This window comes from Neisseria sp. HMSC067G12 (genome assembly GCF_001812725.1).
GTDB lineage: Bacteria > Pseudomonadota > Gammaproteobacteria > Burkholderiales > Neisseriaceae > Neisseria > Neisseria perflava.
Genome location: NZ_KV810226.1, coordinates 104,667 through 125,752, shown reverse-complemented (window position 1 = coordinate 125,752; position 21,086 = coordinate 104,667). Strand labels below are relative to the sequence as shown.

General features: G+C 46.3%; 18 protein-coding genes and 3 tRNA genes. 7 read left to right on the top strand and 14 right to left on the bottom strand.

Features of this window, described 5'->3' with window-relative positions; translation table 11 throughout:
- Positions 1-33: 33 nt before the first annotated feature.
- The 4 genes from HMPREF2871_RS10570 to HMPREF2871_RS10555 all read right to left on the bottom strand — a co-directional run bounded on the left by HMPREF2871_RS10570 (position 34) and on the right by HMPREF2871_RS10555 (position 5,151).
- On the bottom strand, positions 34-1,233 hold the full coding sequence (locus HMPREF2871_RS10570) for a hypothetical protein (protein ID WP_004519731.1): 1,200 nt from the start codon (positions 1,231-1,233) through the stop codon (positions 34-36).
- A 96-nt stretch (positions 1,234-1,329) separates the two neighbouring features.
- Positions 1,330-3,093: an exodeoxyribonuclease V subunit alpha gene (gene recD / locus HMPREF2871_RS10565; protein ID WP_004519732.1), complete on the bottom strand. Its 1,764-nt coding sequence runs from the start codon at positions 3,091-3,093 to the stop codon at positions 1,330-1,332.
- A gap of 131 nt (positions 3,094-3,224) precedes the next feature.
- Positions 3,225-3,908, bottom strand: coding sequence for a lipoprotein-releasing ABC transporter ATP-binding protein LolD (lolD, locus tag HMPREF2871_RS10560; RefSeq protein ID WP_004519733.1), 684 nt, complete (start codon positions 3,906-3,908; stop codon positions 3,225-3,227).
- Complete coding sequence (locus HMPREF2871_RS10555) at positions 3,901-5,151, bottom strand: lipoprotein-releasing ABC transporter permease subunit (RefSeq protein ID WP_004519734.1); 1,251 nt, start codon at positions 5,149-5,151, stop codon at positions 3,901-3,903. Before HMPREF2871_RS10555 ends, lolD begins: the two co-directional genes overlap by 8 nt.
- Positions 5,152-5,365: 214 nt before the next feature.
- On the opposite strand from HMPREF2871_RS10555, the gene HMPREF2871_RS10550 reads away from it, so the two are divergent.
- Entirely contained in the window at positions 5,366-5,653 is a 288-nt protein-coding gene (locus HMPREF2871_RS10550) for a hypothetical protein (protein WP_003683377.1), read from the top strand.
- 62 nt (positions 5,654-5,715) lie between these two features.
- Here HMPREF2871_RS10550 and recR read toward each other — a convergent pair whose 3' ends face one another.
- From recR to rnr, 4 genes are all read right to left on the bottom strand, one after another.
- The gene (recR, locus tag HMPREF2871_RS10545; RefSeq protein WP_003679078.1) at positions 5,716-6,321 is read right to left on the bottom strand and encodes a recombination mediator RecR; all 606 of its coding nucleotides are present in this window, start codon (positions 6,319-6,321) and stop codon (positions 5,716-5,718) included.
- Between the two features lie 82 nt (positions 6,322-6,403).
- A complete protein-coding gene (locus HMPREF2871_RS10540) occupies positions 6,404-8,257 on the bottom strand; it encodes a SurA N-terminal domain-containing protein (protein WP_049344789.1) in 1,854 nt (617 codons plus the stop codon).
- A gap of 145 nt (positions 8,258-8,402) precedes the next feature.
- The gene (locus HMPREF2871_RS10535) at positions 8,403-8,750 is read right to left on the bottom strand and encodes an ArsC family reductase (protein WP_004519737.1); all 348 of its coding nucleotides are present in this window, start codon (positions 8,748-8,750) and stop codon (positions 8,403-8,405) included.
- A gap of 82 nt (positions 8,751-8,832) precedes the next feature.
- Positions 8,833-11,328 carry a ribonuclease R gene (gene rnr / locus HMPREF2871_RS10530; RefSeq protein WP_004519738.1) on the bottom strand — a complete coding sequence of 832 codons (2,496 nt, stop codon included), beginning with the start codon at positions 11,326-11,328 and terminating at the stop codon, positions 8,833-8,835.
- Between the two features lie 79 nt (positions 11,329-11,407).
- On the opposite strand from rnr, the gene HMPREF2871_RS10525 reads away from it, so the two are divergent.
- The 3 genes from HMPREF2871_RS10525 (at position 11,408) to HMPREF2871_RS10515 (ending at position 11,772) form a co-directional block, all read left to right on the top strand.
- A tRNA-Leu gene (locus tag HMPREF2871_RS10525) sits at positions 11,408-11,494 on the top strand.
- A gap of 38 nt (positions 11,495-11,532) precedes the next feature.
- A tRNA-Leu gene (locus HMPREF2871_RS10520) sits at positions 11,533-11,619 on the top strand.
- 62 nt (positions 11,620-11,681) lie between these two features.
- A tRNA-Ser gene (locus tag HMPREF2871_RS10515) sits at positions 11,682-11,772 on the top strand.
- 179 nt (positions 11,773-11,951) lie between these two features.
- On the opposite strand, the gene HMPREF2871_RS10510 is transcribed toward HMPREF2871_RS10515, so the two are convergent.
- The 5 genes from HMPREF2871_RS10510 to dnaQ form a co-directional block, all read right to left on the bottom strand.
- A complete protein-coding gene (locus tag HMPREF2871_RS10510) occupies positions 11,952-12,689 on the bottom strand; it encodes a thermonuclease family protein (protein ID WP_004519739.1) in 738 nt (245 codons plus the stop codon).
- A gap of 73 nt (positions 12,690-12,762) precedes the next feature.
- Positions 12,763-13,434, bottom strand: coding sequence for a ribose-5-phosphate isomerase RpiA (rpiA, locus tag HMPREF2871_RS10505; protein ID WP_003679072.1), 672 nt, complete (start codon positions 13,432-13,434; stop codon positions 12,763-12,765).
- Positions 13,435-13,477: 43 nt separating this feature from the next.
- On the bottom strand, positions 13,478-13,957 hold the full coding sequence (gene ispF, locus HMPREF2871_RS10500) for a 2-C-methyl-D-erythritol 2,4-cyclodiphosphate synthase (RefSeq protein WP_004519740.1): 480 nt from the start codon (positions 13,955-13,957) through the stop codon (positions 13,478-13,480).
- Positions 13,958-13,988: 31 nt separating this feature from the next.
- Entirely contained in the window at positions 13,989-14,675 is a 687-nt protein-coding gene (ispD, locus tag HMPREF2871_RS10495; protein ID WP_049336624.1) for a 2-C-methyl-D-erythritol 4-phosphate cytidylyltransferase, read from the bottom strand.
- Positions 14,672-15,409 (bottom strand): DNA polymerase III subunit epsilon, encoded by a 738-nt coding sequence (dnaQ, locus tag HMPREF2871_RS10490; RefSeq protein WP_049336622.1) that lies wholly within the window; start codon positions 15,407-15,409, stop codon positions 14,672-14,674. The genes ispD and dnaQ overlap by 4 nt, the downstream gene beginning before the upstream one ends.
- 341 nt (positions 15,410-15,750) lie before the next feature.
- On the opposite strand from dnaQ, the gene HMPREF2871_RS10485 reads away from it, so the two are divergent.
- The 3 genes from HMPREF2871_RS10485 to HMPREF2871_RS10475 all read left to right on the top strand — a co-directional run bounded on the left by HMPREF2871_RS10485 (position 15,751) and on the right by HMPREF2871_RS10475 (position 19,194).
- The gene (locus HMPREF2871_RS10485; RefSeq protein WP_003746951.1) at positions 15,751-16,227 is read left to right on the top strand and encodes an NGO0322 family iron-responsive protein; all 477 of its coding nucleotides are present in this window, start codon (positions 15,751-15,753) and stop codon (positions 16,225-16,227) included.
- 142 nt (positions 16,228-16,369) lie between these two features.
- Positions 16,370-17,053, top strand: coding sequence for a 16S rRNA pseudouridine(516) synthase (locus HMPREF2871_RS10480; RefSeq protein WP_049336621.1), 684 nt, complete (start codon positions 16,370-16,372; stop codon positions 17,051-17,053).
- A 776-nt stretch (positions 17,054-17,829) separates the two neighbouring features.
- The gene (locus HMPREF2871_RS10475; protein WP_049336619.1) at positions 17,830-19,194 is read left to right on the top strand and encodes a sodium-dependent transporter; all 1,365 of its coding nucleotides are present in this window, start codon (positions 17,830-17,832) and stop codon (positions 19,192-19,194) included.
- 60 nt (positions 19,195-19,254) lie between these two features.
- Here HMPREF2871_RS10475 and dld read toward each other — a convergent pair whose 3' ends face one another.
- Positions 19,255-20,946 carry a D-lactate dehydrogenase gene (dld, locus tag HMPREF2871_RS10470; protein WP_049344788.1) on the bottom strand — a complete coding sequence of 564 codons (1,692 nt, stop codon included), beginning with the start codon at positions 20,944-20,946 and terminating at the stop codon, positions 19,255-19,257.
- Between the last annotated feature and the right edge of the window lie 140 nt (positions 20,947-21,086).

Here is a 21,086-nt window from a genome sequence, read left to right as displayed (position 1 = left end):
CAGGACATCCTGCCTGTTTTTTATTTGTAATGATTAAAATTTATATTCTAACTGACCACGAATAACGTTTACATCCTGCTTATCCGTGCCGACAGTAGGTGTAACCTGTTTACCGGCCAAATAGAAGCCTTTGAGTTTCCAGTTTTTCCAAGGAATATAGGTCGCACCGATTTGCACGCCTTGGACGTTTTTGCTGTAATCCTCAACAGAAGAGACACCGGACAACAAACCGACACGGCGGTAGTTCAAGAATACGTCGTAAGAATTGCGGACGTTCCAGTCGGCCAATTTATAGCGTACTTCAGTGAACACGCCATCATTTTTAATTTTTTGTCCGGCATCATTATAGGCTTTGATATTGGACTTGCTGACTGCGGCCATCCAATGCCAATCGTCATTAAACTTGATATCCGTACCGATTTCTCCAAAGACCGCATTTTTCTTCGCACCGCGTACATCGATGTCTTTCATGTAGCTGACCGTTGCGCCGACGTTGATATTCTCATTTACAGGCAACACGCTTTGAACTGCGGCAAAATGTCTGCGACGGCCACCAATGCCCCATGTGTTGTCGTTTAGATTGCCAGTACGGCGGCCCGCATAGATTTTGGTAGGCAGGGTTTTATTGTCGAAGAAGATTTCGCCGCCGGTTACTTCGGTATCCCATACGCGGCCGTATGAAGAGAACGCACCAAATTTACCGACACGCGCTTTAATATTGTTGTACAAAGTACCTTCGGCATACAGTTTATTCACCGGCACATCATGATCGCCGTTGAACTTACCGGTTTCCAAATCGATATTCGGCTCGATTTGGGCAACCAATTTCCAATCTTTATACAGTTTTGCGCGTAACCAAAACTCCGCATTAAAGTTGGCATTGGTATCTTCAGGCGTCGGATTAACGCTGCTGTTGTTGGCATTGATGTCTTTGGTATCCGCACGCACGCGCAAACCACCATTTATAGTCAATAAATCATTGAAAATACTGATTTTATCGTCATCTTTGCGAATAATACTGCCGGAATTGACGTAATCGTTGGTGGTGGACAAAGCCGCCGCATCACGTCCGCCATCAGCATTCTCTGCCAAAGAATAAGACGATGAAGCCAATAAAATACAGGTTACAATCAGTTTGGTTTGAAATTTCATGCCGACTCTCCAAAAGAAGGTATTGAAAGTGAAGTATTCGATAAAGCGTACAAAATTATGAATTTCGTATAAATTATTCATTTTATTTACTAATTATTTTTATCGTATGTAAATTAGTGTAATCAGTCAAGCAGATTTAAACGCTTTATCCTCTTTCAGACGGCCTCTTGATTCAGGTCAAACAGAATCCTGCTCATCAAGCTGTTCAAACTGCCATTCCAAGGCATCGGCCAATGCCGTCCTGCGTTTTTGATGGCATCCCACAGCCTGACATAATTCCTCCGCATTTCCCCAAAACACAAAACGTTCACGCGCACGGGTAATGGCTGTGTAAAGCAGAGCCTTATCCAAACCTCGGGCTTCTTCTTCGCTTTCCGTCGTTGCAGGCACTGACGGGGGCAACAGCCATACTTCCCGATATTCCGAACCTTGGCTCTTATGCACCGTCATGGCAAAAGCCGATTCAAAATCGGGCAAACGGCTGATGGCAATTTTTTTGAATCCATCTTTCTCAGGAAAATAGGCAGACAAGCCATTCAACGATTCTTCATCTTTCATAATCAGACCGATGTCGCCGTTAAACACTTCCAGCATGTAATCATTGTGGGTAATCATGATGATTTGTCCGGCAAACCAAGGCGTTTCGCCCGAAACCTTGCCTTGTCGTTGCAAGTATTCTTGATAAGCCTGATTCAAATCATCCGCATCCTGCCGCCAAGCCGCCAATACCACTACATCGGCAGCATGACCATAGGCGAGTGCAACATTATTCTCTGCCACGGCCTGCCAATAATCCTGTTGCTTTTGATACAGCAAGGCGACCTGCTCTTTCAGACGGCCTGATTTCATTTCCAATTCTTTGGGGAACTTGTCAAACTGTTCAACCGCAGTTTGCTTTTCCCCGGAAACCACCGCCCTTGCCAAACAGCCGATACCGCTGTCTGCACCAAACCGGTGGCTGAACGTCAATTTGGCATTGTTTTGCGATAAAGCCTGTGGCTGCCCTTTTATCTCAAAGCCATGATTGGGCAGGTACACTTCCAGCTTTTCAGCGGTTTCTTTATCCAAAGCCGTCGGACGCGACAATGCTGCCAACACGGCTCCCAAGCCAACCGACGGCAACTGGTTTTCATCGCCAAGCAACACAAGACGGCAGCCGGTAGGCACGGCGCGCAATAAATCCAACACCAGCGGCAAATCCAACATCGACGCCTCATCCACCACCAAAACATCCAAAGCAAGCGGATATTCATGATTGAACACAGGGCGCATTTGCGGCGGACGCAGTTTCAACAAACGATGGACAGTCTGCCCTTCCAAGTTTTCCAAATGCGCTTTAATGCTCGGAGACAAATCAAAACCGTCCAAAGCACGCTGCAAAGCCCGTGCCATATGTGCAGCCGCTTTACCTGTCGGCGCAGCCAACGCAATACGGGGCAGCTTCGTACTGTTATTGCAAATCAGACCCAAAAGCTTTGCGACGGTCGTCGTCTTCCCCGTACCCGGCCCGCCGGTAATCAGCATAAAGTTTTGCAGCAAGGCCAAAGCAGCAGCATCCCGTTGCTCTTTGCTGTCTTTAGTATCAAACCAGTCGCTCAGGCTTTTTGAAGCCACCATGAAATTCACTTCTTCCGCCTCGGCACTTGCCAGCCGTTTGATTTCAACAGCCAAATCATGCTCCAACTGCCACATCCGCCCTAAAAACAATTTCCGGCCTTGCAGGATAAGCGGTTTATCCGCATTACCGACCAAATTCGGCAAGTTGCTTAAGGCATCAACATCCGCTTTATCCAAATAAACAAACGAATGCCCGTTTTGCAAGGCTGCAAACAGTCGAACCACATAAGGCTCAATAACGGATGCACCCTGTACTTCGTGACGGCGGAAAAACGCTATGGCCGCATCTGCGGCAGAGGAAAGGATAGAGTTGGTTGGATTCATGGTTTATGCTTGATTGATACGGACAAAAGAAAGGCCGTCTGAAAAACAGCGTTTCCATAAATGAAAACCTATTTTCAGACGGCCTCTATTATACCGTTCAAAGCATAAAATATTTGCCTGAAATAATAACCTTATTGCAGCACTTGCAGGCTGCCGTCTTTCATGGTCATTACCCGGTCGAAACGCTCAGCCAGCTCATCATCATGGGTCACCACAATCAGGCTGGTGTTCAATTCGCGTTTCAAATCCAGCATCATGTCCAGCACATTTTGCGCATTTTTACGGTCAAGGTTTCCCGTCGGTTCATCCGCCAATAAGCATTTCGGCTCATTAACCAAAGCACGGGCAATCGCCGCACGCTGACGCTCGCCGCCGGAAAGTTCACTCGGACGGTGCAGCATACGCTTGTCCAAGCCAACCTTTTTCAGCATATTGACAGCCTTCTCCTCAGCCATCGCCTTGGGCATTTTGCCGATTAAAAGCGGCATCATGACATTTTCCAAAGCAGAAAACTCAGGCAATAGATGGTGGAATTGATACACAAAGCCCAAATAACGGTTGCGCAATTCACCCAACTGTTTTTGGCTCAAGCCGCCCAAATCCTGATCCATCAGTATCACCTTGCCTTCAGACGGCATATCCAAGCCACCAAGAAGGTGCAGCAATGTGGATTTACCGCTGCCTGACGAACCAATAATACTCACGCTTTCCGCTTCTGCAACTTCAAAATCCAAATGATTCAACACTTGTACATTCAATGCGCCATCATTATAGCTTTTGCCAACGCCGGTACATTTCAAAATTGTCTTACTCATAACGCAAAGCCTCCGCAGGTTGGGTTTTTGCAGCACGCCAGCTCGGATACAGTGTGGCGATAAATGCCAAGCCAAGCGAAATGCAGGCAATAACGGCGACATCCTTCAAGTTCACATCGCTAGGCAGGTAATCGATGAAATAAACCTGTGAGTTAATCAAATGTACGCCAAATAGGTCTTCAAAAAACGCGACAATCTTACCAACATTCCACCCCAACAATACACCGCATACCACGCCCACAAGCGTACCAAAGAACCCCGCAAATGCGCCCTGTACCAAGAAAATCTTCATGACCCCACCCGGGGACAAACCCAAAGTGCGCAAAATCGCAATATCGGCTTGTTTTTCCGTTACCGCCATTACCAAAGAAGAAACGAGGTTAAACGCAGCAACCGCGATAATCAGTGTCAAAATGATGAACATCATGCGTTTTTCCAACTCAACGGCTTCAAAATAGCTGCGGTTGTTAAACGTCCAGTCGCGCACCCATACTTCATCTTTTTTAGCATCAGGAATCAACTTGGCAATGAAAGACGGCGCATTCTGAGGATCAGCCAATCGTAAACGCAGCCCACCGACATTTTCTCCCAGTCGATACAAGACTTGCGCATCCTTGATATGCGTCATGGCCAATGTGTTATCGACTTCATATACACCGGTTTTTACCACACCGACCACATTAAACTGCTTCAAGCGCGGCACTACACCGGCAGGAGTAACATTCCCCTCAGGCGTAATCACTGTAACCTTGCCACCAATCTCCGTGCCCAATGCCTCAGCAAGCCCTTGACCCAAAATAATATCAAATTCGCCCGGCTTCAAATCGTCGAAACTGCCGGCCGGCATATCCTTGCCGTAATCAACGACATTTTTTTCTTCAGACGGCAAAATACCGCGTATTTGTACACCGCGCACTTCTCCTGCATTAGCAAGCAAAGCCTGATCGGAAACATAAGGCGCGCTGGCCAATACTTCCTTTTTGCCTTTTACAAATTCGCGCAAACTCTGCCAACCCGGCGCACTGCCGACATCGTAATAGCCGATTTCTGCATGAGGTGCGACGTTCAACAATTGACCTCGTATCTCTTTCTGAAATCCGTTCATTACCGATAACACCACAATCAGCGCCGTTACACCCAAGGCGATACCGACGATTGAAATCATGGTAATAAATGACATAAAGCCATTGCGTTTTTTCGCACGCAAATAGCGCAGGCCTATCCAAGTTTCTAAAGAAGCCATTCAAAAATGCCTCATTCGTTTGTCAAAAATGGCTTATTGTACCGTAAAACCGACAGGTCGTCCGATTGCCCGACTGATGTAGCATTCAGGGATAAAGTGTATGTAAAACCATGTATCTTCCCGTAAATTCCGCCGAAAAACTTGCACAATCGGCCAATCGCCCTTATTCTGAAGCTGTGACACACTTTGTCACCATCAAAAAGGAAATACACTAATGAACAGCAAAAAATTCTTGGCCCTCGTATCCGTAGCTGTGGGTTTGTCATTCAGCTTCAATGCATATGCCGCCAAAGAAATCAAAATCAGTTCAAACAATACCGCTTACTCCGACGCCGATGTTCAAAAACTGGCAGCCACTGCTGTCGGCATGGGCGTAAAAGAACCTGTCAGCCTCAACAGCGGAAACGGTGTTGTTACCGTATCCGGCAGCAGCGCAACCAAATGCGCATTTAAAGTCGGCAACGGTGATACGCCTCAAATTCAAGGCGTCAGCTGCAAATAATCTGATTTCATCAATGAAAAGGCCGTCTGAAAAACATTCAGACGGCCTTTTTATATTGGCATTTAAGATTGGATATTTCTTCTATCGTAAACAGCCTGTGCCAAAGTACCGGCATCCACATATTCCATCTCGCCGCCCAAAGGGATTCCCCTTGCCAACCGGCTGACTTTATAAGGAAGATTTTTAAACAATTCCGCCAATACATACGCTGTCGCGTCGCCTTCGGCTGTGAAGTTGGTTGCAATGATAATTTCCTCAATATCACTCGCCTGCAAACGGGCAACCAGCTTATCTAATGCCACTGCCGAAATATCCATGCCCTGCGCCGGACTGACTTGCCCCATCAAAACAAAATACAGGCCATCATGGCAATTAGCCGCCTCCATACTGGAAACATCCGCCGGCATATGCACAATCATCAAGCGGCTTTTCTCACGTTTTTCGTCGGCGCAAATTTCACACAAATCGCCTTCGCAAAATGTATTACACATCCGACAATGCTGCACCTGTCTTAAGGCAAACTGCAAAGCATCCACCAACTCCTGCGCTTCTTCGCGTTTGTACTGTAAAAGCTGGTAAGCCATGCGTTGAGCGGATTTCGGGCCGACATTAGGCAGGATTTTTAATGCATTAATCAAGCGGACAAAGGCATCAGGATTTTTACTCATGATTTCAGACGGCCTTTAAAAAGATAGCTAAAAATAAGAAAACAGCCGGAATTCATCCGGCTGCCCTACTCTAATATTCTGCTTATTCGGCAGCATTATTAACTTGTTGTGCACCTTGCGTACGATCGATTTTCTTATCCAAATACTGGAGCAAGGCATCGAAAACATTGGCGGAAAGCTGCTGAACCAAAGCCTGTTTAGCAGCCGGAATCTGTGAATCGGCATTTTCAGGAGCAGAAACGCTCTGAACTTCCATAATCACCGGCGCAGGCATACCTTCCAACAATGTATACGCAGGTTTGCCGCCGACAGGACGCGCTTTCAGCAAAGCTGCATAAGCCTCCGGAGACATGGTTTTACGTGCATCTTGTGCGCTCAATTGAGAAACAGGCGACCATTGAACATCAGCAGCTTTACCGGCTTTCAATGCGGCCAAAGTTTCCTGGGCTTTTTTCTCTGCCAGTTTGGCGGCTTCAGAGCGCTGATATGCTGCACGGACATTGTCTTTGACTTCCGCAAATGGTGCGATTTTCTCTTCGCGCACTTCTTTCGCACGAATGACCCAAACGGTTTCGTTGTTGATGGCAATTACTTCAGAATTGTGTTTTTTCTTCAGTACATCGTCGCTAAACGCAGCATTAATCAACGTTTCAGGCAAACCTGCCTCTTTCGCACCCGCTCTGGTCACCCATTCATCCAAGTTTTCCACTTTCAAACCTGAATTGGCGGCTGCTTTTGCCAAAGAAGATGGAGCATTGAAGGCATCTTCACCCAATTTTTCTTTAGCAGCATTAAAGGCAGAAGCTGCTTTTTTCAGTTTCAAGGCTGCTTCGATACGCGCTTTGGCTTGTTCCAAAGTCGGCTCAGCTTCGACATTCAAAACTTTAATGACGTGATAACCCAAAGATGATTTTACGGTATCGCTGACTTCGCCTTTGCCCAATGCAAATGCCGCTTTATCGAATTCAGGTCCAAAGCCGCTGCCGCCACCTTTGCTCAGATAACCCAAGTTGCCGCCTTTATTGCTGCTGGACAAGTCTTTGGAATACTTGGCCGCCAGTTCGGCAAACGAATCCGGATGCTCTTTAAGCTCCGCAGCCATTTTGTCCACTTCTGCTTTAATTTCCGCATTACTTGCTTCATCTCCGTTAGGCATGACCGGAATGAAAATATGCGCAATTTCGGCTCTTGGCGACAAATCTACACTTTTGCTGTCGTAAGCTTTTTGTACTTCTTCCGCACTGACGGTTTGCTTGTCAGCCAAATCTTTGATGTTCAAAGCCACATATTCCAGCTTAACGGCTTGAGGAATCAAGTAATCTTTTTTATGCGCTTCATAATACTTTTGCAAAGCCGCATCATCTACTTTTACTTGTGCCGCAAATGCTTCAGGGCTGAACGTAAATGAACGGATGGTACGTGTTGCTTGAGTCAGGTTAATCAACTGACGTGCTTGCGCATCGCTGACCAAAGCGCCGTTTTGCACTAAATTCAACAGATTTTGCAATTGGAACTGTTCGCGGATATCTTCAACGAACTGATCCTCGGTCATCCTGCGTTGATCCAAATATTTCTTGAGCAAATCCTGGCTGAATTTACCGGAAGCATCATGGAAATTCGGATCATCCACAATAACTTGCTTGATTTGCTCCTGAGACACAGCGATGCCCATCAGCTTGGCACCTTGCTTCAGATAAGCACGTTGCAATAACGATTGGAATACCGCATCACGCGAAGGTGCATTATTGCCGGCAGCCTGCTCGTTTTGTATCGCAATCTGTAAAGCATGCTCGCTGACCTTCTCATCCCCGACTTTGACAATGTAATCAGAACCCGGCGAAGACAAGTTATTGGCACCGAATCCGATAAAGGTCAGACCGATGATACCTAAAACAATCTGGGCGGGTGTTTTATATTTTTCAACAATATGGAACATATTTATCCGAAAGAAAAGTTTGGCGCGGCAGCCAGAAAATGCTGCCGCAAAAATCTTAAAATCCTGAAAACAGGCTCAAAGCGCGTATTGTAACGTATTTTTTCGAGGCTTGCTTTTTCAGACGGCCTAAAAACCTAAAAATACCTTATCCGAAAATTTCCTGATACGCTTCTACTGAAAATCCGACATGAACCTGTCCTTCTTTGACCAATACAGGCCGCTTGATGATGCTGGGATTCTCCACCATCAAAGCAATCGCACCTTCTTTTGTGGCGGCAGATTCTTGCGCATCTTTATCCAACTTGCGCCAAGTCGTACCTCTTTTATTGAGCAAAATTTCCAAAGCCGCCTGACCCAGCCAGCCATCAATCAATTCGGCAGTCGGGGCGTTTTTCTTAAAATCTACAAACTCAAACTCGATGCCGTTTTCCGCCAACCAACTGCGCGCTTTTTTAACCGTATCGCAATTGGGAATACCGTATAGTTTTATCATCTTAATTTATCCTTGGTTTTATTCATAAAATCACAAATTCAGGCCGTCTGAAACTTTTCAGACGGCCTGAATTGAATGCAGCTTATTTCTTAGCAGCTTTCTTTACTTTAATCTTCACGCTTTTGCCTTGCGCGTTATTTTTATGCCCGGCTTTGACGGAAGTTGTTTTCGCCTGCGTTTTTTTCTTGCCTGCGGCTTTAGGTTTGCTTGGCTTGGCAGGCTTGGAGGCAGGTTTACTTTTCACCTTGCTCTTCTTTGCCTTCATGGGAGCAGCCAACGCTTCATCAATTTCTTTAGCCGACAGTTTACGCTTACGCTTTTCGACAGACTTGTCAGCAGCTATTGGCTTGCTTACAGGTTTTGCTTTTCTACCTCCGCGTTTCTTACCGACTGAACCGCCGCTGATTAAGGTCAAATCAATCTTGCTGGTATCCAAATCGGCTCGCGCGACTTTTACAGTAACCGTATCGCCCATGTTGAAACGGACACCACTACGCTCGCCCTCAATTGCCATAATTTCAGGACGGAAGTTGAAATAATCCTCTCCCAAATCGCTGATATGTACCAAGCCGTCGATATGAATATCGTCCAAGGTTACAAAAATACCGAAGCTGGTCATGCCCGAAATCTTGCCACTGAAAACTTCGCCGACTTTGTCGCGCATATAATAAGTTTTCAGCCAGTTTTCCACATCGCGGCTGGCATCATCGGCTCGGCGTTCGCAGAAAGAGGTATGCACGCCCAAAGCCTCCCAGGTTTTATTGGGTTGGTAAGTTTGTCCGTTCAATACAGCTTTAATGGCGCGATGTACCGTCAAATCGGGATAACGGCGGATAGGCGAAGTAAAGTGTGCATATGCGCCATAAGCCAGACCAAAGTGACCGTCGCAATGAGGCTCATAAACCGCCTGCTGCATAGAACGCAGCATCATCACTTGTAACAATTCCGCGTCCGGACGGTTTTTAAATTGCTCGGCAAGCGTAGCATAGTCTTTCGGCGTCGGATTATCGCCGCCACCCAAACTCAGCCCCAGCAAACCAAGCTGCTCGCGTAAGGTGGCCAGTTTTTCAGGAGTCGGGCCCAAGTGATTACGGAACAAAGCCGTATGTTTGTTTTTCAGCAAAAATTCTGCCGCGCAAACATTCGCCGCTAACATACATTCTTCAATCAGCTTGTGCGCATCGTTGCGGACAACGGGAACAATCTTGTCAATCTTACCGTTGTCATCAAAAATCATCTGAGTCTCAACGCTCTCAAACTCAACCGCGCCACGCTCGAAACGTTTTTTCTGCAAGATTTTAAATAACTTATACAGAGTATCGATTTGCTGCTTAAACGGATAATCCTGGCCGTCTGAAATCCAATCCCAAACTTGATTGTAAGTCAGTCGCGCATGAGAACGCATTACTGCCGGATAGAAACGGTATTCCTTGATATTGCCGGCATAGGTAATCACCATATCGCACACCATACACAGGCGTTCAACATCAGGATTGAGAGAGCAGATGCCGTTGGACAAATTCTCCGGCAGCATTGGAATCACACGGCGCGGGAAATACACGCTGGTACTGCGTTCTTGAGCATCTACATCAATCGCGTCATCAGGGCGGACATAATGACTGACATCAGCTATCGCCACCACCAAGCGGTAGTTGCGGCCAATTTTTTCGGCAAAAACCGCATCGTCAAAGTCCCGCGCAGTTTCGCCGTCAATGGTTACCAGAGGCAAATCGCGTAAGTCCACGCGCCCTTTCAAGTCGGTTTTACGCACATGATCGGGAATTTTCTTCGCGGCTTTGACACACGCTTCGCTGAATTGATGAGGCAAATGGTGCTTGCGTACAGCAATTTCAATTTCCATACCGCTGTCGGCATAATCGCCCAACACTTCAATCAGCTTAGCCACAGCAGGACGATGCGCTTCAGGATACGTCTCAATTTCAGCCACAATCACTTGGCCGGATTGCGGTTTAAAGTTCGCCACGCTTTCAGGCTCTAACACGATACTTTGGCTCAAACGCTTGTCTTCTGCCTCCAAAATAGCCACGCCACGATCCATATAAAAACGACCGACCACTTTAGACTGCGCACGCTCCACCACATCTAAAACCGTTCCTTCACGACGGCCTCTGCGGTCGATACCGGCAGGACGAACGGTAACAATATCCCCGTGCATCACGCCGCGCATCTGACGCTCATACAAAACGAAATCACCTTCGCCCGTCGGCGTTAGCGGCACAGCAAAACCAAAACCGTCTTTATGCGCTTCGACACGACATTTAACCAATGCCAATTTTTCTGCCGCGCATACCGCGCCACGTCGGTTGATCAACACCTGACCATCACGTGCCATCGCTTTCAAACGGCGTTCGAAGAATTCATATTCATCTTCTGTAATCGACAATTCATGTGCCAACGCTTCGATTTTTGTCGGCACACCTTTTTGTTCCAATAATTCAATGACCCATTCACGGCTGGGCAACGGATGAGCGTAACGTTGTTTCTCCCGCTCCAAATACGGGTCTTTTTCTCGTAAATTTAAAGATTTAGTATTTTTGTTCATTTTGATAGTTGACATTCTTTTTTTAAAATATATAATAGCTGCTTCTTCGCAGTTCAGGTAGTCAACTCTACCTTAAATTGAAGAATAAAGCAAAGCCCAGGTGGCGGAATTGGTAGACGCGCTAGCTTCAGGTGCTAGTGTCCTCACGGGCGTGGAAGTTCGAGTCTTCTCCTGGGCACCAAATAATTTGGTGCTTCTTTGCTTAAGAAAATTTAAATTGCCCAGGTGGCGGAATTGGTAGACGCGCTAGCTTCAGGTGCTAGTATCCTCACGGGTGTGGAAGTTCGAGTCTTCTCCTGGGCACCACTGATAAATCAATCAGTCAATTTTTCACATTATTCTGATAACAAGTCAGGATAATAGTCCACAGAGAGGTGGATGAGTGGTTTAAGTCGCACGCCTGGAAAGCGTGTATACGTGAATAGCGTATCGAGGGTTCGAATCCCTTCCTCTCTGCCAGATACTAAAGACACCAGCTAACGGTGTCTTTTTTCATATCCGCCCTTCTTAAAAATATTACACCACACTTTTATTTCTATTACCCTCCAATCATAAACCTGCCACTCATTCTTATCTTATACTAAACCTTAATGATTAAAGGCCGTCTGAAAGTTTTCAGACAGTCTCTTTCTTAAAACCTACCAAATCCCGAACCATTGTTTATCAGACTGCTTTTTATCACCGCTCTGCTGCTCATAATTTTGACGGCGAAATTGCCAAGGTGCTTGCGGATTGTCTTTTTTCCATAAGCCTTTTCGTTTTTCCTTGGCTTGTTTTTGTGCGGCCGAATAGTCAGTGTAAGCGGTTTTACTTTGTTGTTTTTTGGCATAACTTTCATAATGCCATGCGGCGCCATCCCGTATCTGCATTAAATTCAAGTCAATCGTGCCGACAGATACTTGGGCAACTTCGCGCTGGTAGCGGTCAGCTTCAAACACACGGACTTTGACTTTTTTATTCAATGCGGCATCAATCAGATTATCTCGTGATTGCGTACCATAAGCCTGATTGATTTCCGGTGCATCAATATAGGCCATACGGATTTTGTGTTTCCGGCCGTCGCTATCGATAATATGCACGGTATCGCCATCATGGATTTTGATGATTTTTCCGTTGTATGTGTAGGATTGTCGCAATGACTTTTGTTTTTGTTCCGGTTTGGGTTCAGCTTCGGCTTTGGTGTCAGATGTGGCTTTGACGACATTTTCACCCAGCCATTCATTGACCTTTTCCAAACCGATATTGTCGCTTTGTGCCAATGTTGCGGCAACGCTTACCCCTGTACGAATCAACTCGGTATCGCGTGAGCTGTAACCAAGCGCGCCCAAAACGGATAAAACAACGGGCAACCATTTTATAATTTTACTAATTTGCATATTTTGCCAAATTGAAGGCCGTCTGAAAGACCTAATACACTTTCAGACGGCCTTTAAGATTGATTAATCTTCATTAATCCTGACAAGGCAGGATGACTTTTGCGCCTTCTGCCGTACCCAAAACCAACACATCGGCGGCATCGCGGGCAAAAATACCGTTTTCGAGTACGCCGGTGATTTTGTTGATTTCGTCTTCCATTTTCAGGGCTTGGTCGATATTGAGGCCGTGAACATCGACGATTTGGTTGCCATAGAAAGTAGTATAGCCGACACGCAACTCAGGCTGTCCGCCCATGGCAAGCAGTTTGCGCGACACCAGCGAACGGGCATTTTCAACCACTTCTACCGGCAACGGGAATTTACCCAAACGGGAAACATATTTGCTTTCATCGGCAATACAGACAAATTTATCGGATGCACTGGCCACGATTTTTTCGTTCAAATGCGCACCGCCGCCACCTTTAATCATTTGCAGCGCGTGGTTGACTTCGTCTGCGCCGTCAACATAAACCGCCAAACCCATCACTTCATTCAGTGAAACTTCTGGAATTTCATATTTCGCCAAAAGCTCGCTGGATTTTTTAGAAGTAGACACGGCACCCTTAATTTTCTTACCGCTTTTACCCAAAGCTTCGATAAAGAAGTTGATGGTAGAGCCGGTACCGATACCGATGTATTCGTTTTCAGGAACAAATTCCACCGCTTTTTCGGCGGCAATACGTTTGAGTTCGTCTTGAGTTGCCATGTTGTCAGTCCTTCAGTTTGAATAATAAAGTAATTTTAAGCTCTTAGGCTTTAATCAGCAATACTGCCGCTTGCGCTTCAATGGCTTCCATACGCCCCAGATAGCCAAGTTTTTCGTTGGTTTTACCCTTGATGTTCACGCAGTTTTCAGGCAAACCCAAATCTACGGCAATATTGGCGCGCATTGCTGGAATATGCGGCGCAAGTTTTGGCTTTTGCGCAATCACAGTCGTATCGACATTAACCACCTTCCAACCCAATACCTGCACGCTTTGATAAGCCTCGCGCAACAGCACACGGCTGTCTGCATCTTTGAATTCGGCGGCAGTATCAGGAAAATGGCTGCCGATATCGCCCAAACCGGCCGCGCCCAACAGGGCATCGGTAATCGCATGCAAAAGCGCATCGGCATCGGAATGGCCCAGCAAGCCTTTTTCAAACGGAATGTTGACGCCGCCGAGTATCAAATCTCGCCCTTCAACCAACTGATGGACATCGTAGCCCTGTCCGACACGGATATTCATATTGTTTCCTTAAATAATGGGTTTTAATTGTTCAGACGGCCTTGAGCAACAATCTGACAATGTATTCGTCTTGCGGCAGCGTCAATTTTAAATTGCGCGTATCACCCTGCACCAAGCGCGGTCGGATACCCAGTTTTTCAACCGCTGATGCTTCATCCGTAATTTCACTCAAATCATCAACCGATAAGGCTCGATTTAATAAGGCCGTCTGAAAAAGCTGCGGCGTTTGCGCCTGCCATAATCCTGCACGTGCAACGGTTTCATCAATATGATGACTGCCGTCTGCCCGCTTGAGCGTATCGGCCACCGGTATGGCCAGAATGCCGCCTTCATCATTTTCGCCTGCCTCATCAAGCAAACGAGTTAACGCTTCGGCAGGCAGGCAACAGCGCGCAGCATCATGAACCAAGATATTGTCTTGCGCCTCGGCCAAACCTTGCTCCAATAAAACGGACACACCATTGCGTACCGTTTCGGCACGACTTGCACCGCCCACTCGGAAGACACGCACCTTCTCAGATAGGGCCGTCTGAAAAACCGAATCTTCCGGCGAAAGAATAACGGCAATTAAATCTATGCGGGGGTGTTGCTCAAAAATTTCTATGGCATATTGCAATACGGTTTTACCATTGATTTCAACATATTGTTTAGGTTTTCCCGCGCCAAATCGCGCCCCGACACCGGCAGCAGGAATCAAAGCGATATTGCGGCGCATCATGCTGACGCTCCGGCATCGGCCTCATTCGGCGTTTCTGCCTTGCGCCATACACACACTTCGCCCAAATCGTCCAAATATTTTTCATGCGCGGCCAGCTCTTCCGCATTGGCTTTGATGACTTTCAACTGCGACGTACGTTTAGTTTCAGCAATAACGGTTGGTTTGACTTCGCCCTCTTCTTCCGCCTCGCCGCCCATCAGGTCGAACTGCTGACGCGTCATGGCAAGATAGACTTCACCCAAAAGCTCGCAGTCGATTAACGCGCCGTGCAAGACACGTTTGCTGCGGTCAACGGAAAAGCGGTTACACAAGGCATCCAAGCTTGCCTTTTGCCCCGGAAACATTTCACGCGCCATGGCCAGCGTGTCGGTGACTTTACAGCCGAGCTCCTCAATAGAAGGCAAACCCATGCGGCGGAATTCCATATTCAGGAAGCCGACGTCAAACTTAGCATTATGGATGATCAGCTCTGCGCCACGTATAAAGTCGGCAATCTGTTTACCCACTTGGGCAAACGGCGGCGCATTCTTCGCTTCCAATACTTCAATCGTCAAACCATGCACCTTCGCCGCTTCCTCCGGCATATCGCGTTCGGGGTGGACATATAAATGAAGGTTGGAGTCGGTCATTTGGCGATTAATCATTTCCAAGCCGGCAAATTCGACCAGACGGTCGCCGCTTTCAGGATAAAGGCCCGTGGTTTCCGTATCGAGGATAATCTGACGTTGGCTCATGGTTGGTGGTTTCTACAATTATCAAAACGTCCTGAATCATACTGAAGGCCGTCTGAAATGTATAGTCAGCAAAACTTTAGCTGCTTTTCAAATACCCTTTTAACGCTGGATTTGTTCAGACGGCCTTTATTATTTTTTCATCTATTGGCCAGCTATTACTCCAATTTTGAGTAGAAAACCCAATTTCTATAAAATTTTTTAAATTTAATTTCTTTAATAATGAATACCTTACTTATTATTTAAATAATAGGAACAATTATCATTTGCAAATTTAAAAAATCTCCGTATAATACAACCCATCGAAACGAAACAACCGCACCACAGAATGAAAGGAGAAGAAAATGCCCGAAAGTATTTTTAAGCAAGTCTCCCTTGACATTCTGAGACTGCACCAACAAGCCATCCGCTCTTTAATCGCCACCAAATGTTGCGATGAGTGCGAAGTACACGACGCAGTATTCATTACTTTAGATGGCCGCTATTATGTTTGGCTTCCTTGCATGGGCAAATCGCCCCAATCAGAGACCGGCATCCTGCTGATTGAAGATGAAGACGGCAATACACGCTTGAGCTGGGTGGCCGACACACGTGAAGTCAAGCAAAAAGACAGTCTGTACAACCGCGTTGTTTCCGCCCTGCAACGAAAAATGCAGCGCACGAAAAACAAGTTCATCCAGTCGGCAAACGCCCGATTGCTCGAACTCACGCCTCAGCAAGGCCGTCTGACGACAAACAGCGAAGATTTCTCGCTTTCACCACATGACTTGATGAAAGCACTTTATCCGGCAACACATCAAATAGGAGAATTTGCCCTGTAACAGTTTTTGGTAGTGGTTTGTGTTCCTTTTGCGCCCCTTAACATTTTAAAGGGGCGATTTTTTTGCCTCTGCTTTTCAGACGGCCTTAAAACCGGTTTTCCAGTACAATAAAGGCCGTCTGAACATTTCCTACTTTTCAACCATGCAACTGCTCAAATACATCCAATCGCAGGGTCTCGGCAGCCGCAAGCAATGCCAGTGGCTGATAGACAATGACTGTATCGCCATCAACGGCGAAATTCATAATCGTGCAAAAGACGATATCGATCCGTCTCAAGTGCGCACCCTGTCTGTTGACGGCGAAGAGATTGCCGCCGTACCCATGCCCTATTTCTACATTTTGCTTCATAAGCCTGCGGATTACGAAACTTCGCACAAACCCCAGCAATATCCGAGCATCTTCAGCCTTTTTCCCGACCACATGCGCAATATCGATATGCAGGCAGTCGGCCGCTTGGATGCAGACACAACCGGCATTATTCTGATTACCAACGACGGGCAATTTAACCACCGCGTTACTTCGCCCAAACACAAAGTTCCGAAGCTCTACCGCGTTACCTTGAAGCATCCTGCCGACGATACCCTTTGCGCTACGTTGAAAAACGGAGTCCTCCTGCATGACGATAATGAAACCGTCGCTGCCGCCGAAGCAGTGTTGGCCGACCCAAACACATTGATGATGACCATTACCGAGGGCAAATATCATCAGGTCAAGCGCATGGTCGCAGCCGCAGGCAACCGTGTCGAGCAGCTCCACCGTGAACAATTCGGCGACTGGAATATCGACGATTTGGCCGCCGGAGAATGGAAATTCATCCAAATCTAAAAAAATTCCAAAATTTTGAGATATTTTTTTAAACAAAATGGATTTTTAATTTCTTTAAAATCAAACATCTAAACCTTATTATTTTTATTTAACAGAATTTAACACTAGAAGGACTGAACTATTGTATAATTCGCCTGTCTGAGTAACACTTGCTTCGAGAGAAGTGAGTAAGTGAGTAAGACGTTTTCCCCGTAATGTGTTTGGCCATCTATACTTTCCCCTTAGTATAGATGGTTTTTTTTATCTAAAATTTGACAATCAAGCGGGCATGCTTTTAGACGGCCTTTCTCATCTAAAGAAGCCATCATTGCCAAACCCATCTCCACTCATTAACTTGCCATTACTCCTTTTCTCTTTCTCGTCTCTTCCGCATCAATCTGTGCCGTTCCAATTTCAGACAAATCGTTTTATAGAAAGAAAATCTATCGGCTATCCAAGCTAGGGTTACAGGATATTATTAGACAGCCTTAGAGAAAGACCATCTTTGTTGCCGACATATTTGAAAGCACACCTTAGTGCTATCCAATCCCCTCACAACAACCCTTTCCCATATCCCACTTTTCAGACGGCCTTTATCGTTACGGCTCTTTCAATCATTCGTATCGCTTCAGACAAATTCTCTGTTTGCAGGTTTCAATACCAAGCAAACCAGAGAAACCCACTAAAAATTCTTCATTACATGGTTTTTTTAACTAATTTTCTTTTCAGACTTTAGTCAAGATTCGTTAAATCTTTGCGGTAAAATGTTGTCTTTATTTTCATGTATCTGAGTTTTTATGTCTTCCAATCAACCCCGTCAAACTTGGTCCAACCGTTTGACTTACATCCTTACCGTTGCCGGCGCGACTGTCGGTTTCGGCGCAACGTGGCGTTTCCCGTATTTAGTCGGTGAAAACGGCGGCGGCGCATATGTGTTTTTGTTCTGTATCGCCATGTTGGTCATCGGTATTCCGATGATTTTGGTGGAAAACGTCATCGGCCGCCGTAAAGGCGTGAACGCGCTGGATGCGTTTGGCGGCTCGATGAACGGCAAACCTGTTGCCAAAGTTTGGAAAGCGGTCGGTTGGATGGGCCTGCTCGGCGCATTCGGCATCATGGCCTATTACATGGTGCTCGGCGGCTGGGTCATCAGCTACATCGTCAACATCATCGGTGGCAATTTGGACATTTCCAGCCCTGTCAGCGGCGAAATAACGAAAAGCTTCTTTACCGAACACATCGAAAACAGCCCTTGGGAAATTGCGTTTTATACCTTCCTATTTGTGGTTGTGAACCAATGGATTTTGGTCAAAGGCGTCATTGGCGGTATTGAAAAAGCGGCAAAATACCTGATGCCTTTGCTGTTTTTATTCCTGATTGCCATGGTCGTGCGCAACGTTACCCTGCCGGGTGCGATGGAAGGGATTACTTTCTATCTGAAGCCTGATTTCAGCAAAATTACCGCCGAACTTTTCGTCTTCGTTTTGGGGCAAGTATTCTTCGCACTGAGCTTGGGTTTCGGAGTGATGATTACGTTATCCAGCTATCTGGATAAAAACGAAAATCTGGTTCAGACGGCCGTAATTACCGCGATTACCAATACTTTGATTGCCGTGTTGGCTGGCTTTATGATTTTCCCATCCCTCTTCAGCTTTGGCGTTGCCCCTAACTCCGGCCCGACGCTGGTGTTCCAAAGCCTGCCGATCGTGTTCTCCAATATGTGGGCAGGCCCTGTATTTGCAGTGATTTTCTTCTCACTGCTTCTGATTGCCGCGCTGACCACTTCTCTGACCATTTATGAAGTGTTGATTACGACCATTCAGGAGAAAACCAAAATCCGCCGCGCAGCGGCTATTACCATCGTACTGACAGGTATTTTTATCTTCGGCAATATCCCTTCCATCTTGAGCTACGGCCCATGGAAAGATATTTCCGTGTTTGGTAAAAACATTTTCGATGCTTTTGACTATATCAGCGGCAACATCCTGTTTATGCTGACCGCGCTCGGCTCTGCCTTGTTCGTCGGTTTCGTGATGAAAGATGAAGCGAAGGACGAATTGCTCTACAAAGGCAACCATACTACGGTCAATATCTGGTTTGCCTATGTGAAATACCTCGTGCCGTTGGTGATTCTGCTGATTTTCATCAGTAATCTGTTCTGATAAGCAAACATATAAAAAGGCCGTCTGAAATATTCAGACGGCCTTTATTTTAACTACGCTTTATTCTGCCCAGTTTTTCTTCTTACTGGTTTTACCGATACCGGGGTTGAAGCTGTTGGTTGGGTCGAGTTTTTTATAGAACTGTTTCAGCTCGGGCTTGGCTTCATACAGATGACCGACATTATGCTCGGCAGGATATTGCGCACCGCGTTGGTCAAGCAGATGGAGCATTTCATGTTCCAAAGCCATACAGTCGTTGCCTTTTTTAATGATGTAGTCCTGATGGAACACATGACACATAAAATGTCCGTAATACAATTTATGGATGATTTTATTGTCGATTTCGGGCGGCAGTGTTTCAAACCAATCACGATCATCACGACGCAAGGCGATATCGAGTGCAACCAAATCCTCTACTTCATCATCATGTACAGAACGGTAACGGATCGCGGCAGAAGCCACAGCAAAGCGATGCAGCATAGCCGCCTGCGTTTCTTCGGCATTACATTCAAAGAATGCGCCGCCATGGGTTGCAAAATATTCCTTCAAGAAAGCACGCGCTTCTTCTACCCCCTCGCCACCCATTTTTAAAATCAGGTGATGTTCATATTTATCCCGATAGTTGCGCATAGATTTCGGCAAGTGATCGGGCAAAATCTTACTGATCAGTTGCATGAATTTATCAGAGAAGTGTTTTGGTAAGAAACTTATCTTTTTGCTGAATCTATCCACACGGGCCTTCAGATCAAACAGTTTCGGAAGTTGGTGGGTACCGAACGTCTTAATGATATAAAAAGTATCTTTACCATAAACGGCAGCAATATCAAAAGCATGACGATGGATATACTCACCAGAAATAGGCAGGTTTTTAAACTCGCTCAAAGCAGCACGACGAATATCGGTCAGCTCATTAATATCATTTGTACCGATATAGAAAACGGCAGTCTGTTTTTCTTGTGGGAACGTATCCAAGCGTACGGCAAACACCATCAGCTTGCCCGCGCAACCTGATGCTTCGTAGTGACGCGCAGGGTCGGCATTAAAACGGGCGGCAGTCGGTTCATTCACTTGGCGGACATGATCGCAATAAGCATGGTCATGCCCTTTGCCTGCATTTTGAACAATGTCTTTTTTCTGATAATGGAAACCTTGCAGATTGGTCAGAATTTCTTCAGGGGTTTCGCCCAAATCAATGCCCAAATGGTTGACCAGCTCCAGCTTATCCTCTTCGTTGATTTGTGCAAACAGGGCCATTTCCGTATAAGCCGGACCACGCTGTACCAATGCACCGCCGGAGTTATTACATACGCCACCCAATACAGATGCGCCGATACAGGACGAACCAATTACAGAGTGCGGCTCACGGCCTAAAGGTTTCAGCAGCAGCTCCAATTGATTCAAGGTAGAACCGGGCAGGCAGACAACCTGTTCGTTATTGTTAATCGGCTGAATGATGTTCAGACGCATGGTATTCACAATCACAATATCTCGGTCGTAATCATTGCCGTCAGGAGTCGAGCCGCCAGTCAGGCCGGTATTGGCAGCCTGCGTAATCACGATAACATCAGCCTCAACACATGCCTGCAAGATTTGCCACATTTCCAACACCGTACCCGGGCGGACAACTGCCAGCGCCTTGCCTTCGCCAAAACGATAGCCTTGACGGTATTGTTCGGTTTTCGCCGGGTCTGTGATGATGTATTTTTCACCGACGGTTTGCGTCAGCCGGCTGATTAATTGTGTAGCATTCATTGCATACTCCTTGAGAGATTAAAATATTTATTAGATTGCAAGCATTGTAGTAATCCGTTCAATCAAAGTAAAGGCGAAACCCGTTTTTTAAACTCATCTTTTAAATAAACAAAAGGCCGTCTGAAAATTTCAGACGGCCT

Excerpts from the sequence above, each read along its gene's own strand:
- HMPREF2871_RS10570 (WP_004519731.1), bottom strand. The coding sequence starts at position 1,233 with ATGAATAATTTATACGAAATTCATAATTTTGTACGCTTTATCGAATAC.
- rnr (WP_004519738.1), bottom strand. The coding sequence starts at position 11,328 with ATGTCAACTATCAAAATGAACAAAAATACTAAATCTTTAAATTTACGA.
- rpiA (WP_003679072.1), bottom strand. The coding sequence starts at position 13,434 with ATGGCAACTCAAGACGAACTCAAACGTATTGCCGCCGAAAAAGCGGTG.
- HMPREF2871_RS10555 (WP_004519734.1), bottom strand. The coding sequence starts at position 5,151 with ATGGCTTCTTTAGAAACTTGGATAGGCCTGCGCTATTTGCGTGCGAAA.
- recD (WP_004519732.1), bottom strand. The coding sequence starts at position 3,093 with ATGAATCCAACCAACTCTATCCTTTCCTCTGCCGCAGATGCGGCCATA.
- HMPREF2871_RS10480 (WP_049336621.1), top strand. The coding sequence starts at position 16,370 with ATGCAACTGCTCAAATACATCCAATCGCAGGGTCTCGGCAGCCGCAAG.
- HMPREF2871_RS10485 (WP_003746951.1), top strand. The coding sequence starts at position 15,751 with ATGCCCGAAAGTATTTTTAAGCAAGTCTCCCTTGACATTCTGAGACTG.
- dnaQ (WP_049336622.1), bottom strand. The coding sequence starts at position 15,409 with ATGAGCCAACGTCAGATTATCCTCGATACGGAAACCACGGGCCTTTAT.
- ispF (WP_004519740.1), bottom strand. The coding sequence starts at position 13,957 with ATGAATATCCGTGTCGGACAGGGCTACGATGTCCATCAGTTGGTTGAA.
- dld (WP_049344788.1), bottom strand. The coding sequence starts at position 20,946 with ATGAATGCTACACAATTAATCAGCCGGCTGACGCAAACCGTCGGTGAA.
- lolD (WP_004519733.1), bottom strand. The coding sequence starts at position 3,908 with ATGAGTAAGACAATTTTGAAATGTACCGGCGTTGGCAAAAGCTATAAT.
- HMPREF2871_RS10550 (WP_003683377.1), top strand. The coding sequence starts at position 5,366 with ATGAACAGCAAAAAATTCTTGGCCCTCGTATCCGTAGCTGTGGGTTTG.
- HMPREF2871_RS10510 (WP_004519739.1), bottom strand. The coding sequence starts at position 12,689 with ATGCAAATTAGTAAAATTATAAAATGGTTGCCCGTTGTTTTATCCGTT.
- HMPREF2871_RS10540 (WP_049344789.1), bottom strand. The coding sequence starts at position 8,257 with ATGTTCCATATTGTTGAAAAATATAAAACACCCGCCCAGATTGTTTTA.
- HMPREF2871_RS10475 (WP_049336619.1), top strand. The coding sequence starts at position 17,830 with ATGTCTTCCAATCAACCCCGTCAAACTTGGTCCAACCGTTTGACTTAC.
- recR (WP_003679078.1), bottom strand. The coding sequence starts at position 6,321 with ATGAGTAAAAATCCTGATGCCTTTGTCCGCTTGATTAATGCATTAAAA.
- HMPREF2871_RS10535 (WP_004519737.1), bottom strand. The coding sequence starts at position 8,750 with ATGATAAAACTATACGGTATTCCCAATTGCGATACGGTTAAAAAAGCG.
- ispD (WP_049336624.1), bottom strand. The coding sequence starts at position 14,675 with ATGATGCGCCGCAATATCGCTTTGATTCCTGCTGCCGGTGTCGGGGCG.